We start from the raw sequence: 14053 nt of genomic DNA, 5'->3' as shown, positions 1-14053 counted from the left end.
TGTCGCTACGGCCAAGACCGCTGCTGTGAAGCGCGTTCTGGATGCGACCGCGGCATCGCTGGTGATGCCGGTAACGGGCGGTTCTGCACCGGAGTTCTCGTTGGAGCCGGTCTTCGCCGCCATCCGTAAGCGCACCCCATCGTCGCGACAGGCCGAAGCCAAAGCATTTGCCGAGGCGTTCTACAAGCGCATGGAAGCGGACGAATATCCGAATCACAGCGCCGAAAGCTGGGCCGCGATCGCCTGCGACATGTTGGAATTCGCCCGCGTGCGCAAGCCGGGTACCGCTAACGTGCGCGTGTTCAACGCCAGCATGAAAGCCCATGGCTGGGAGTCTTCGCATACGGTGTTGCAGATCGTCAACGACGATATGCCGTTCCTGGTGGATTCGGTCAGCATGGCGTTGGCGGAAATGGGCGTTGGCGTGCACGTGCTGGGACACCCGCTGGTGCGCTTCACGCGCGACAAGGCGGGCAAGGTCACCGCGGTGGGCGAGGGCAAGCCTGAGTCGCTCATGCTGCTGGAGATCGATCGCCAGCCCGCCAGCGACATGGCCGGTATCGAGAAGCGCATCCGCGGCGTGTTGGATGAAGTGCGTTCCATCGTGCGCGATTGGGGCACCATGCGCGAAAAGATGGTGGCCCTGGCCGACGATCTGGCCACGCGGCGTCTTCCGATCAGCGATGCCGGGCGCCATGAGGCGCAGGAATTCCTGCGGTGGGCGGCCAACGATCACTTCACCTTCTTCGGTTATCGCGAATATCGCGTCGAAAAAGGCAATGGCGACGGCATCCTGAAAGCGGTGGAAGGCAGTGGCCTGGGTCTGCTGCGTGGCAAGGACACTTCCACGCCGCGTACCGTCAAGTCGCTGGCGGCGCACTACATGCCGCAATCCGGCTCGGTGGATGCGTTGATCCTGACCAAGACCAACCGGCGCTCCAACGTGCACCGGCCGGGCAACATGGACTACATCGGCGTGCTAGAATTCGACGCCAAGGGCACACCGATCGCCGAGCAGCGTTTCATCGGTTTGTACACCTCCAGCGCCTACAACCGCCGCCCCTGGGAAATCCCGCTGGTGCGCGAGCGCTACGAACACGTGATGCGCCAATCCGGCCTTTCCCCCAACAGCCACAGCGGCAAGGCGCTGCGCCACATCCTGGAATCCTTGCCGCGTGAGGAGCTGTTCCAGTCCACCGAAGAGGAACTGGCACGGACCGCGATGGGCATCCTGGGTCTGCAGGAACGCGTGCGCAGCCGCCTGTTCCTGCGCCGTGACCGCTACGGCCGGTTCTTTTCCGCGCTCGTCTATATCCCGCGCGAGCGCTTCAATACCGATGTGCGCCTGCGCATCGAAGCGCTGTTGAAGGAAGCACTGCGCGGCGAGTACGTGGACACCAGCGTGCAACTGGGCGAGTCACCGCTGGCGCAGCTGCATTTGACCGTGCGTCCCAAAGTGGGCGAACGCGTCGATGTCGACACGGCTGCGCTTGAAGAGAATCTGGCGCACCTGCTGCGCAATTGGCAGGACGATCTGCGCGAAACGCTGATCGCGCGCCATGGCGAATCCGAAGGCTTGAAGCTGGCCAGCGGCTACGGCCGCGCGCTGCCGGCCGGCTATATCGAAAACGTTTCGCCGCAGATCGCCGCCAATGACGTGGAGCATCTGGCTGCGTTGAAAGGGCCGGAGGACCTGCGCCTGAGCCTCCATCGCTCGCGCCATGTACCGGCGGGGGAAGGCCGTCTGCGTCTGAATCTGTACCGGCAGTTCAACGACATTCCGTTGTCCGACGCGTTGCCGCTGATGGAGAACATGGGCCTGCGGGTGATCTCCGAGCATCCGTTTCGCTTGGAAGTCGGCGGTACGCCAGCCTACGTCCAGGAGTTCGAGGTCGAACCCGTCAGCGGTGAGATAGACGTCGAACGACTGAATGCGCCTTTCGAAGAGACTTTCGCCCGGGTCTGGCGCGGCGATGCCGAAAACGACGGTTTCAATAAGCTTGTGCTGGGTGCCGGGCTCAGCTGGCGGCAGATCGCGGTGCTGCGCGGCTACTGCAAATACCTGCTGCAAACGGGTGTGCCGTTCTCGCAGAGCTACGTCGAGGAAACGCTGAATCGTTATCCGCTGCTGGCGCGCCTGCTGGTGGAGTTGTTCGAAGCGCGCTTCGATCCGGCGACTGGTCAGGAAAGCAAGGCGCAGATCAAACAGGGCCAGGACCGGTTCGCCGAACAGCTGCGCGCATTGGCGCAGGACGATGAAGCCACGCTCGCTGCGTTGCAATACGTTATCGACGCGCGCAACGAGAGCCGCGGGCGGCAGATGGAGGCGACCCACAAGACCTTGGTGAAACTGATGGACCGGGTTTCCAGCCTGGACGAAGACCGCATCCTGCGCGGCTTCATGGGGACCATCGAAGCCACCCTGCGCACGAGTTACTACCAGAAGGGCCCGGACGGCCAACCCGCGCACGTCATCAGCTTCAAATTCGATTCTGCCAAGGTACCGGACCTGCCCAAGCCGCGTCCCTACCGCGAGATCTTTGTCTACGGCCCGCGCGTGGAAGGCGTGCACCTGCGTTTCGGTCCGGTCGCTCGCGGTGGCTTGCGCTGGTCGGACCGCCGCGAGGATTTCCGTACCGAAGTGCTGGGCCTGGTGAAGGCGCAGATGGTGAAGAACACCGTTATCGTGCCGGTAGGCGCGAAGGGCGGGTTCTTCGTGAAGCGTTCCCCGACGGGTGGCGACCGCGATGCCGTTCTGGCCGAAGGCATCGCCTGCTACAAGATGTTCATCCAGGGCCTGCTGGACATCACGGACAACATCGTCGTCGACAGCCGCGGAGGCGGCAAGATCGTGCCGCCGATGGATGTGGTGCGCCATGATCAGGACGATCCCTACCTGGTGGTGGCCGCCGACAAGGGCACGGCCACCTTCTCCGACATCGCCAATGGTCTGGCCATTGCGCACAACTTCTGGCTGGGTGACGCGTTCGCTTCCGGCGGTTCAGTGGGCTACGACCACAAGGGCATGGGCATCACCGCGCGAGGCGCATGGGAATCGGTCCGGCGCCACTTCCGGGCGATGGGCCGCGACACGCAGTCGCAGGACTTCAGTTGCGTTGGTATCGGCGACATGTCCGGTGACGTGTTCGGCAACGGCATGCTGCTGTCCCCGCACATCCGCTTGTTGGCCGCATTCGACCATCGCCACATCTTCCTGGACCCTGGTCCGGACGCGGCGGTTTCGTTCCAGGAGCGTCAGCGTCTGTTCGCGCTGCCGCGTTCCAGTTGGGCGGATTACGATGCTGCGGTGATCTCGAAGGGCGGCGGCATCCATCCGCGTACCGCCAAGTCGATCGATATTACGCCTCAGGTGCGTGAGGCACTCGATCTGCCGGAAGGCGTCAAATCGATGTCGCCCAATGAGTTGATGAGCGCCATCTTAAAGGCGCCGGTCGATCTGCTTTGGAATGGCGGCATCGGCACTTACGTGAAGGCCAGCGGCGAAACCCATGCCGATGTAGGCGACCGTGCCAACAACGGCCTGCGTGTGGACGGCCGCGAGCTGCGCTGCAAAGTGATAGGTGAGGGCGGCAACCTGGGGGTTACCCAGCTGGGCCGCGTGGAAGCGGCACAGCATGGCGTGTTGCTCAACACCGACTTCATAGACAACTCCGCCGGCGTCGACACCTCCGACCACGAAGTCAATATCAAGATCCTGTTGAATGGCGTGGTCCAGGCCAAGAAGCTCACGATGGACGCCCGCAACAAACTGTTGGCGCAGATGACGGACGAAGTGGCCGGGCTGGTGCTGTGGGACAACTACCGGCAGAACCAGGCGCTCAGCCTGATGGAGCGGATGAGCGTCTCGCGCCTGGGTTCCAAACAGCACTTCATCCAGACGTTGGAATCCCAGGGCTTGTTGGACCGGCAGATCGAGTTCCTGCCGTCCGACGCCGAACTGGCCGAACGCAAAGCGCGAGGCCAAGGTCTGACCCGCCCGGAACTGTCGGTGCTGCTGTCGTACTCCAAGCTGGTGGCGTTCCAACAGCTGCTCGAATCGGACATTCCGGAAGACCCGTACCTGTCCAAGGAGCTGCAGCGCTATTTCCCGCAGCCCCTGCAAAAGAAGTATGCCGCGGAGATGGAGAGGCACCGCCTGAAGCGCGAGATCATCGCCACCGCGGTGACCAACACCACGATCAACCGCATGGGCGCCACCTTCCTGCTGCGCATGCAGGAAGACACCGGCCGCACCTCGGCGGAAGTAGCCAAGGCGTTCACCATCACCCGCGAAACGCTGGATGCGCGCGCGTTGTGGAACCAGATCGACGCGCTGGACGGCAAGGTGCCCGAGTCGGTGCAGATCGACGCCTTGCAGGTGATCTGGTCGGCGCAGCGCACCTTCACCCGCTGGTTGCTGACTCGGAAGGGACCGATTCCTGCCATCGCCACCGCGGTGGACCGCTACCACGATGGGTTCGATGAAATCCGGGCGGCCGAAGGCGTGCTTCCCGATTCGCTACGCCCGGCGTACGAAGCCAGCCTGCTTGAATGGAAGGAAAAGGGCCTGCCCGCGGAACTGGCGGGACAGCTCGCCGCGCTGCCTTACCTGGAGCCGTCCTGCGACATCATCGAGCTGGCGCGCGAGCGCAGGCTGAAGCCGGTGGAAGTATCCAAGGTGCATTACCGCCTGGGCGAGGCACTGCATTTGCCGTGGCTGCTGGATCAGATCGATGGCTTGAAAGTCGATGGGCGTTGGCATGCCGTCGCACGCGGCGTATTGCGGGACGAACTGGCCAATCATCAGCGCACGCTGACCGGCCAGGTACTGTCGCTGTCAGGCCCGAACGCCGGCGAAAAAGTCCGCCATTGGCTGCAACGCGACGATGCCGGCCTGCGCTTCACTCTGGCGATGCTCAACGAACTGGCCGCGCAAAAGACGCTGGACTATCCGACGGTCTCGGTCGCTGTGCAGCGACTGGCACAGCTGGCTGTGCAGGGTTGATGCCTGCAGCAGGCTGGGAGTGCTCCCGACCTGCTGCAACCTCTCCTTGTGGGAGCGACGTGAGTCCCGACTGGACGCCGGAAGAGCGTTTTGAACACGGATCAATGCAGATCGCCACGGATAAGCACATCGGATGCCTTTGATCCGCGTTCATCTGCATTGATCTGTGTCTAAGGCTCTTTGTTCCGGTCGCGACTCACGTCGCTCCCACAAGGAACGTGTTTGAACACCCCACGGCACCGCAACTCCCGCTATTCTCTGCAGCGGACCCTTGGAAGACGCGGATGAGTCAGACCCCACGCATCGCTTTTCTCGCCAGTCCCACCGACGAAGCACAGCAGGCGCTCGCAACGCTGACCGCTCAGCACGGTTCCCATCCGCCGGCCGAAGCCGATGTGCTGTGCGCGCTGGGCGGGGATGGCTTCATGCTGCAGACGCTGCATCGGCATGGCGGCCTCAACAAGCCGGTGTTCGGTATGAAGCTGGGCACCGTGGGATTCCTGATGAATCACTTTCGCCCCGACGGATTGCTGGAGCGCATTGCCGCGGCCGAGCCCGCCAAGTTGCGGCCGCTGGAAATGCTGGCGTTGACGGAATCCGGTGCCAGCACGGGTTCATTGGCTTACAACGAGGTGTCGCTGCTGCGCCAGACCCGCCAGGCCGCGCATATCCAGATTGACCTCAACGGCGAGACGCGTCTGGATGAACTGATCTGCGACGGTGTACTGACAGCCACACCGGCTGGAAGCACCGCCTACAACTTTTCCGCGCATGGCCCGATCCTTCCGCTGGGCTCGCACACCATCGCGTTGACGCCTATCGCGCCTTTCCGGCCACGCCGCTGGCGTGGCGCCATCCTCAAGGCCGATACGGAAGTCCGCTTCCGCATCCTGGACCCGTACAAACGCCCGGTCAGTGCCACCGCGGATTCGCACGAAGTGCGGGATGTGGTGGAAGTCACCATCCGTGAGTCCCGCGATCACACCGTGACAATGTTGTTCGACCCGGAGCACAACCTGGAAGAACGCATCCTCAGCGAGCAGTTCATGGTTTGATTGAGACGCCTGGCACGGAAACGGGTATGGTCGCGGCGTATTACTTCCACTGCCTCGCCGATCCCTCGATCAGGCTGGGACAGAACGAGTGGGATAAACAACTGGGATAGGCAAGTTGGGATAAGCCTGCATCTGACCGGGGAGGGTGACGATGCTGTTGAAGTCCATTGTGATGCTGGGCGCCTGCCTGGCCGTTTCGAACGCGTACGCCTGCAAGCTGTCCAGCGGCGTGAGTCCGTTTCCAGTCAGTTCCACCGCCGCCGTCGAATCCGCGCCGGAAGAATTGAAACCACCCGAAGTGCGGGTCATCAGCGTGACCCGAGGCGTCGGCACTCGCCATGCCTCCTGTGACGATACCGGCCTGCTGACCTTGCAGGTGGAGTGGCCGCGGGGAACCGACTACAAGGTGCGCGACTTGGGTTTCCAGTTCCGAGTGGTTTCCGGCGAAACCGCCTATGCGCTCTTTCCCGAAGGAGCACTTGCCGGCAAGGTGGAAGGGCGGCAGGCCGAATTCTTATTTATGTGGCAGGACGGACCGCCCGCCGAGCAGCAGCCGATCCGCTTGGAGGTGGAGGTCCGTGCAGTGACGCAGGACCACCGGCTTGGCCCACCCACGCGTTTCGTGCTGGATGCCGCACCGGGCCAATAGCGGTTAGCCCAAACCAAAACAGAATTGGTCATGACCAGCCATTTGGCTGTTGTGGAACGCTTCCGGCGTACGTCGGATACAGCGACTTAACCAGCCATTCGGTGGTTGAATCCTGCCAGTTGGAGCGTAAGGCACTGGGTCCCGGCCTTCGCCGGGATGACGATGAAGTTATCGATTCGAGCAAGTAGTCGATACGAACTGTTTCAACGCCGAGCCACCATCACGCAAAGGCTCCGATGCGAACGCAGTCTCCCCGGTCGCGACCGGCATGCCCGATACTATCCGCATGTCCGATAACACGCCCCGTCTGCTCACCGTTGCCGTCACTTCGCGCGCCTTATTCGACCTGGAAGAAAGCCATCGGCTGTTCGAGGGCGAAGGCGTGGAAGCCTACAGTGCCTATCAGCGCGCCCACGAAGACGACGTGTTGACGCCCGGGATTGCATTTTCCGTGGTGCGCAAGCTCCTGGCCCTCAATATCGGCACGCCACCGGATACGCCACGGGTGGAAGTGATCCTGCTGTCGCGCAATTCCGCCGATACCGGGCTGCGCATCTTCAATTCCATACAACATCATGGTCTCGACATCGTGCGGGCGGTGTTCACCTCGGGCGAACCGACCTGGCCCTACATCCGTCCTTTCAGTGCGGATCTGTTCCTGTCGGCCAATCCCGAATCGGTACGGCGCTCGCTGGAGCACGGCATCGCGGCCGCCACCATCCTGCCGGCGCAAGCGCACCAGCAACGCCACGAGCATCAGCTTCGCATCGCATTCGATGGCGATGCCGTGATCTTCAGCGACGAAAGCGAGAGGATATCGCGCGAGCAGGGCGTGGAAGCCTTCAGCCAGCACGAGCGTGCGCGTGCACGGGAGCCATTGTCCGGCGGACCGTTCAAAGGTTTTCTGTCAGCGCTGCACGAACTGCAGCAAGTATTTCCGGCGGACGAGCGCTCACCGATACGCACCGCGTTGGTCACCGCGCGTTCGGCGCCCGCGCATGAACGCGTGATCCGGACGCTGCGCGAATGGGGTGTACGCCTGGATGAAGCACTTTTCCTCGGCGGGCGCCACAAGGGACCATTCCTGGATGCGTTCGGCGCCGACATCTTCTTCGATGACTCGCAGCACAACATCGACAGCGCCGTCCTGCACGTCGCCGCCGGCCACGTGCCGCATGGCGTCGCAAACCCCGAAAGATAGACGCTCTTGTAGGAGCGCCGGGAGGGCGCTCCTACATCGCACCCGGAAGCGTTCCTACGGTAACGTCAACGGCAGGCGTATATCGGTCAGTCGCCAGCGCAGCCCTTGCCTGGTGAACACGAACGTCATTGGCTCGCCATTGTCATCCTGCACCGTCGCGGTGAAGCGGGACAGCGATTCATAGCGATGCTGGGCGTTCTTCAGCGGATCGGCCGGCACAGGCGGTGCATAGGTGTCGCCGCCCACGGTTTCGCCGATCGCCTTCTTCCACATCGAGCGTCCTTGCAACAGAGCGCCAATTCCAAGTGGAGTGACCATGGTGTCCACCGCGCTGCCGAGCATCTGGTTCGCCGCCGAAAGCGCGAAGGCGCCAAACAAGTTGGAAGACATGTCGGGCCCGGCCCGGCGCGCCAGGTAGTCCTCCATCTGCGCGCGCAGATTGACGCGCAGCGCCGGAAAGTCGACGTGCCTTTCCAGTTTGGCGGTGTCCTGCTCGGCCAGGGCTTGGCGGATGCCATTGATCGCCAGATACGGACCCGCCGCCATGTAGCCGCCCAGAGCAAGTAAAAGAACGATGGCCAGTGCGATCCATTTCTTCATGATGGGCTCCTGTGAAAAAACTGGGAATTCAGGCATCAATTGGATCGAGTAGCGGAAAATCGCTGGGCCCGACCTGCGCCGTGATGACGGTAACAGTAGCCCCTAAAACTCCAGATCCAACGCGGCGCACAGATAGTCCACGAACGGAGCCAGCGCCGCCAGGTCCGCCGCCACCGACTGCCGCAGCCGAGGGCCGGTCATGGTGGCGTTATCCAATGATCGCCAGAAGACGAAGTTCTTGTGCTTGAGGTCGTCGATGAACTCGAAATCGGCCGGGAAGCCACGCGGCGGCCGCACCAGCACTTCGCTTTCCTCGAAATCGAAGCGTTTGCGGAACTTGGGCGCATGCGCCGCTGCCTTCCAGCTACCTGGGTTTTCGAAGATGAACTGACGGACGCGACGCTGAGTATCCGGTTCGGGATGCCACAAACCGGCACCGACGAAGCTTTCGTTCGGCTGCAGATGCACATAGAACGACGGCGCGGGAACCTGCTTGCGGCGCTCGTGATAAAGCCGGGCGCCTTGCCAGTTCTTGTAGGGCGACTTGTCGGTGGAAAAGCGCGCGTCGCGATAGATCCGGAACAGGGATCCGCCCACTGTCTTGGGGTCGGAACGAAAATGCCCGCTGATTTGTGCCAGATCCGGCTGTAAGTCGGTCAGCAAACGCAGAAATGGCTGCCGAACGTGATCCTCGTATTGCTGCTTGTGCGCGTTGAACCAGACCTTGTCGTTGTTGCGGCCCAGGCCGCGCAAGAACTTGAAGCTGGCTTCGGAGAAATAGGTGCTCATGCCAAAGGATCGAACGAGTGAGGGAAGGTGATGTTATTGCCGGGGCCGCGACTCACATCGCACCTACCGGATTCTGCAGCTGCGACCGCAGTTCTCCCGCCCAGGCCTGCAGTTGATCCAGCAGTGCTTGCTGGGTGCCGCCATCGATGTGCTGGACACGCAACGTTGCAACTTCGCTGGCAAAATTTTCGAACGTGTATTCGGATAGACCGCTGTCCTCGCAAAGCCGGCGGCGGCGGTAATCGTCCCAGCGTTCGCGTTCGTCCAGGGTCAACGTCTCGGGCCAGTTGCGGGCGCGATAGCGGAACAACAACTCCGGCAGGCGCGCGTCCTGGAAGCCGAAATCACGCTGACCCAGCTGCGCAGGCGGTGTCGCCCGTACCTGCAGGAAGCGGCGTTTGTCGGCATCGGCCAGAAAACCGTCGTAGAGCGAGGCGTCCGGATCGGATACGCCGTAGGCGCGTTCGTCGGCAAAGACACGGCGAACTTTTTCGGCCAGGGCAGGGCCTGCCGCGCGTAGTACCTGCGCGGCAGCTTCGACGCGGACAGGATCGATCTGAAGCCGGTCCAGGTCGGCGGCACGCAGATGCGGCCAGGCCACCAGCACGGGCGCCTTGTTGAGATGCACTTCCTTCAGAGGGATGCGCACTTCGCCCTCAGGCAGGTCGGCGTAGGGCGTGTACAGGCGGTCGGCGATCTGTGCGGCATCCAATCTCAGCAGAGCTTCCGTGTCGCCATCGAGATCGAATACCAGGACCCGATTATCGAAGCGGGGATGGCGGGTGATCGGCAGCACTGGCGCCGCACACAGCCGGCTGGCCGGGTACCGCTGCGAGATATGCAGCACTGGCGTCATCGCGATGGTGTCCAGCAAGTTCGCAGCGAAGCGTTTGTCGCGCAATTGCAGGGCGTAGTCCCAGAGACGCGGCTGGCTCTGGCGCATCAATCGCGCCATGCCGATGGTGGCGTATACGTCCGAAAGCGCTTCGTGTGCATCGCCTTGGCGAACGTCGTTGGCTAGCGCTAGTTGTTCCAGCTTGAATGAGGTACTTCCGTCTTCGCGTTGGGGCCAGGCGATACCGTCAGGCCGCAAGGCGTGCATTAGCCGGAGTGCGTCCAGCAGGTCCCACCGCGAATTGCCGCCGCGCCACTCGCGTTCATAGGGCTCGTAGAAATTCCGGAACAGGCCATGGCGGACGAACTCGTCGTCGAAGCGCAGCGAGTTGTAGCCCAGCGTGCAAGTCTCGGGCCGTGACATTTCGTCGTGGATTCGGCCGAACGCTTCGGCTTCGGTCACGCCTTCGCGCAGCGCCCTCTGCGGTGCGATGCCAGTGATCAGCGTGGCAATGGGCGAGGGCAGCAGGTCGTCAGCGGGCCGTACAAAAAAACTGATCGGCTCCTCAATGACCTGAAGCTGCGCATCCGTACGTATGGCGGCGAACTGGGCAACACGTGTTCGGCGCGGGTCGGCGCCGAAGGTTTCCAAATCGTAGAACAGAAAACTGGTGGCCACTACGGTGCGTCCACCAGCGGCGACAGACGTGCCAGTACCGCGGCATCCACCGTCTCCCAGTCAACCTGCGCCAGCGTACTCAGTCCGCGCGTGGCGTCGGTAAGGATATCGCGCTGGACTTCGCTGCGCTCCAATGCCATCGCGTAAGGAATCAACATGAAAGTGACCATGGCGTAATGCGGCACGAAGCGGCCTGGATGGCGTTCCTGCAGCGTCAGCTCAAGTTCGCGTTGCAATAGGAAGTCGGTGTTGTCCACCTTGTCGCGCATTTCCAGGTAGTTTTCCAGTGCCATCTTCTGGATTGCCAACGCGTTGGGATGCCGTTCGGCCTCGAAGGCAGTGAAGGCGGCGGCACGATCGTCGTGAGAGAGAAGGTGTCGGGCCAACGCCACGCAGTCCTCAAAAGCGCAGTTCATGCCCTGGCCATGAAAAGGCACCATCGCGTGCGCGGCATCGCCCAGCAGTACCGCACGTCCCTCGATATGCCAGCGTTCGAGGTAGAGCGTGGCCAGCAGCCCAGGCGGGTTGTGTTCCCAGTCTTCTTCCAAGGTGGGAATCAAGGGTAGGGCATCAGGGAAATCGCGTTGGAACAGTGCACGTGCCTCCGCTCCACTTCGGATGGTGGCGAAGCTGGGGTCGCCCTGGTTGGGCAGGAACAAGGTGACGGTGAAGGTTTTTTCGTCGTTCGGCAGTGCGATGCACATATAGCGGCCACGTGGCCAGATATGCAGCGCGTTCGGCTCCATCCGGAAATTGCCATCCGCGGCAGGCGGGATTTCCAGCTCTTTGTACGAATGGTCCAGGAAGTCGGTACGTTCTCCGAGCTCCGCCCTTTGCTTCATCGCCGCGCGTAGCGAAGAGCCGGCACCATCCGCGCCGACCAGCGAATCGAAAGCGATGTCGCGGTACTGGCCGTCGCGGTCGTCGACGAAGCGGGCAAGGGCGGCATCAAAGTCCACGCTTTCCAATCGGCAATGGAAATGCAGATGAGCGCCGGCCTGTTCGGCCAAGTCGAGCAGCGTGATGTTGAGATCACCCCGGTGGATCGACCAGATCACTTCCGTGTCGTCGCGCCCATAGCGTTGCAACTGCAGGCGGCCATCCAGCGAGTGCACCATGCGCCCACGCATCATCACCGCCTGCCGCATCACTGCATCGTCGGCATCGGCTTGCCGCAGCGCATGGCGTCCGCGTTCGGCCAGGGCGAGATTGATCGACCGGCCGCCTTCATAGCCCTTGAGTCGCGGGTCGCCGCGCTTTTCGTATATCTCCACCTGCCAGCCTTCGCGCGCCAACAGCGTCCCCAGCAGCGCGCCGGCGAGGCCTGCGCCGATGATGGTGATGGAGTGCTGGCGTTCAGTGGTCAATGCGATGCTCCGCTTCGCCATCCGCTTCGCCATCCGCTGCAAATTTGGGGCCGGTCATTCCCGCGAGCGATATTCGTCATCCCCGCGTAGGCGGGGACCCAGTGCCTTGGCCCTAACCCATGATCGTGAACCAAAGGTCGCGCCAATAAGGATTGGATTCCTCGATCAGCCGTACCTTCCATGCTCTGTTCCATTTCTTGAGCTGCTTTTCTCGTGTAATTGCCGCTTCCATCGTTCCATGTAACTCGTACCAGACCAGTTGAGTTACACCATGGCGCCGAGTAAAGCCAGGTACTACATGATTGCGGTGTTGCCAGATGCGACAGATCAAGTCGCTGGTGACGCCGACGTAAAGCGTTCCATTGCGTCCGCTGGCCAATAGATAAACTACAGGTTGCTTTTCCATAAGCTTCTGTTTGAGCTCCAAAGGCGCTGGGTCCCCGCCTACGCGGGGATGACGGACAGCGCGTGGGCGGGCATGGCGATCTCACTAGAACCCCCGCCATGTTTCCACCTCCTCCACAAACCGGTATACGTCCATGAAACGGTTGTACAACGGTGCCGGCGATATCCGGATGACGTCGGGTTCGCGCCAGTCGCCAAGGGTACCCACCGACACCAGGTAGTCGAACAACTCGCGCCCGCGTTCGCGCCCACCGATCACGCGCAGCGATAGTTGCGCGCCGCGTTGCTGCGGGTCGCTGGGGGTAACGATCTGCAGTACGTCGGATAGTCGTGCATGGATCAACGATTCCAGAAAGCCGGTCAGCTTCAGCGACTTGTTCCGCAGCGCCACCATGCCGCCGGCCTGGTCGAACAGATCCAGCGATGCACGCAACGGCGCCAGCGCCAGGATGGGCGGATTGCTGAGCTGCCAGCCCTCAGCGCCAGGCGTGGGTAGAAATTCGGGACCCATGCGGAAGCGGCTTTCTTTTTCATGACCCCACCAGCCGGCGAACCGCGGCCGGTCGGAGCGCGCGTGGCGATCGTGCACAAAGCAACCGGCGACTGCCCCGGGGCCGGCGTTCATGTATTTGTAGTGGCACCACACCGCGAAGTCGACATTGCTGTCGTGCAGTTGAAGCGGAAGATTGCCCGCGGCGTGCGCCAGGTCGAAGCCTACCGCCGCGCCTTGCGCGCGTCCCAACCGGACGATTTCCGCCAGGTCGAACGCCTGGCCCGTGCGGTACTGGATCCCGGGCCATAGCACCAGCGCCAAACGTGGGCCGTGTTCGGAGATCGCACGTTCTATGGCCTGCATCGACAGCGTGCCGTCGGCTTGATCCGGTTCCACTTCGATCAACGCTTCGGCCGGATCGAAACCATGGAAGCGGATCTGCGATTCCACCGCGTGCCGGTCGGACGGGAATGCACCGGCCTCGATCAGGATCGCTGGGCGTTCGTTGGTGGGGCGGTAGAAGCTGACCATCATCAAGTGCAAGTTGATGGTCAGCGAGTTCATCGCCACCACTTCCGACGGTTGCGCACCCACCACGCGTGCCAGCGGCTCGCGCATTAACTCGTGGTAGGTCATCCATTGAGCGTGACCGGTGAAATGGCCTTCGACGGCTTCCATCGCCCACTTGTCCAATACCTCATTGACCTGGGCGCGCGCTGTGCGCGGTTGCAGGCCCAGTGAGTTGCCGCAGAAATAAAGCTGCTCGTTGTGCTGATGCTTGGGAATCAGGAATTCGTTGCGCAATGGGCGCAGCGGATCGGCAGCATCGAGCGCGATGGCATGAGTGCGGGAAAGCGAGTCGGTCATGGAGTTTCAATGGAAGGAGGAGTCGAACTGTGGGAGTGGTACCGGCATGCCGGCACCGGCGAGTCGCGATGGGCTTTCCTAGTGAAGCTTCGTCGCGACTCACGTCGCT

General features: G+C 62.3%; 10 protein-coding genes. 4 read left to right on the top strand and 6 right to left on the bottom strand.

The annotated features are described in order from the left end of the window. Window positions 1-64 precede the first annotated feature (64 nt). The 4 genes from AB6O04_RS09515 (at window position 65) to AB6O04_RS09500 (ending at window position 7910) form a co-directional block, all read left to right on the top strand. Window positions 65-5005, top strand: a complete 4941-nt coding sequence (locus AB6O04_RS09515) for an NAD-glutamate dehydrogenase (RefSeq protein WP_368563695.1) — start codon at window positions 65-67, stop codon at window positions 5003-5005. 284 nt (window positions 5006-5289) lie between these two features. Then, window positions 5290-6060, top strand: a complete 771-nt coding sequence (locus AB6O04_RS09510; protein WP_368563618.1) for an NAD kinase — start codon at window positions 5290-5292, stop codon at window positions 6058-6060. Window positions 6061-6211: 151 nt separating this feature from the next. Beyond that, complete coding sequence (locus AB6O04_RS09505) at window positions 6212-6709, top strand: hypothetical protein (RefSeq protein WP_368563617.1); 498 nt, start codon at window positions 6212-6214, stop codon at window positions 6707-6709. A gap of 286 nt (window positions 6710-6995) precedes the next feature. Then, window positions 6996-7910, top strand: a complete 915-nt coding sequence (locus tag AB6O04_RS09500) for a 5'-nucleotidase (protein ID WP_368563694.1) — start codon at window positions 6996-6998, stop codon at window positions 7908-7910. A gap of 54 nt (window positions 7911-7964) precedes the next feature. On the opposite strand, the gene AB6O04_RS09495 is transcribed toward AB6O04_RS09500, so the two are convergent. From AB6O04_RS09495 to kynU, 6 genes are all read right to left on the bottom strand, one after another. Further along, window positions 7965-8510, bottom strand: coding sequence for a DUF2939 domain-containing protein (locus tag AB6O04_RS09495; RefSeq protein WP_368563616.1), 546 nt, complete (start codon window positions 8508-8510; stop codon window positions 7965-7967). 102 nt (window positions 8511-8612) lie between these two features. Beyond that, the gene (locus AB6O04_RS09490; protein WP_368563614.1) at window positions 8613-9299 is read right to left on the bottom strand and encodes a DUF2461 domain-containing protein; all 687 of its coding nucleotides are present in this window, start codon (window positions 9297-9299) and stop codon (window positions 8613-8615) included. Between the two features lie 52 nt (window positions 9300-9351). Beyond that, window positions 9352-10812: an exodeoxyribonuclease I gene (sbcB, locus tag AB6O04_RS09485; protein WP_368563613.1), complete on the bottom strand. Its 1461-nt coding sequence runs from the start codon at window positions 10810-10812 to the stop codon at window positions 9352-9354. Continuing rightward, window positions 10812-12179 (bottom strand): FAD-dependent oxidoreductase, encoded by a 1368-nt coding sequence (locus AB6O04_RS09480; protein ID WP_368563612.1) that lies wholly within the window; start codon window positions 12177-12179, stop codon window positions 10812-10814. The genes sbcB and AB6O04_RS09480 overlap by 1 nt, the downstream gene beginning before the upstream one ends. Before the next feature lie 112 nt (window positions 12180-12291). Next, window positions 12292-12585, bottom strand: a complete 294-nt coding sequence (locus AB6O04_RS09475; RefSeq protein WP_368563611.1) for a GIY-YIG nuclease family protein — start codon at window positions 12583-12585, stop codon at window positions 12292-12294. Window positions 12586-12669: 84 nt separating this feature from the next. Next, window positions 12670-13944 carry a kynureninase gene (gene kynU, locus AB6O04_RS09470; protein ID WP_368563610.1) on the bottom strand — a complete coding sequence of 425 codons (1275 nt, stop codon included), beginning with the start codon at window positions 13942-13944 and terminating at the stop codon, window positions 12670-12672. Between the last annotated feature and the right edge of the window lie 109 nt (window positions 13945-14053).

Origin of the sequence: Pseudoxanthomonas sp. UTMC 1351 (genome assembly GCF_040948865.1) — a bacterium.
Taxonomy (GTDB): domain Bacteria; phylum Pseudomonadota; class Gammaproteobacteria; order Xanthomonadales; family Xanthomonadaceae; genus Pseudoxanthomonas_A.
This window is presented reverse-complemented; position numbering and strand designations above follow the sequence as displayed.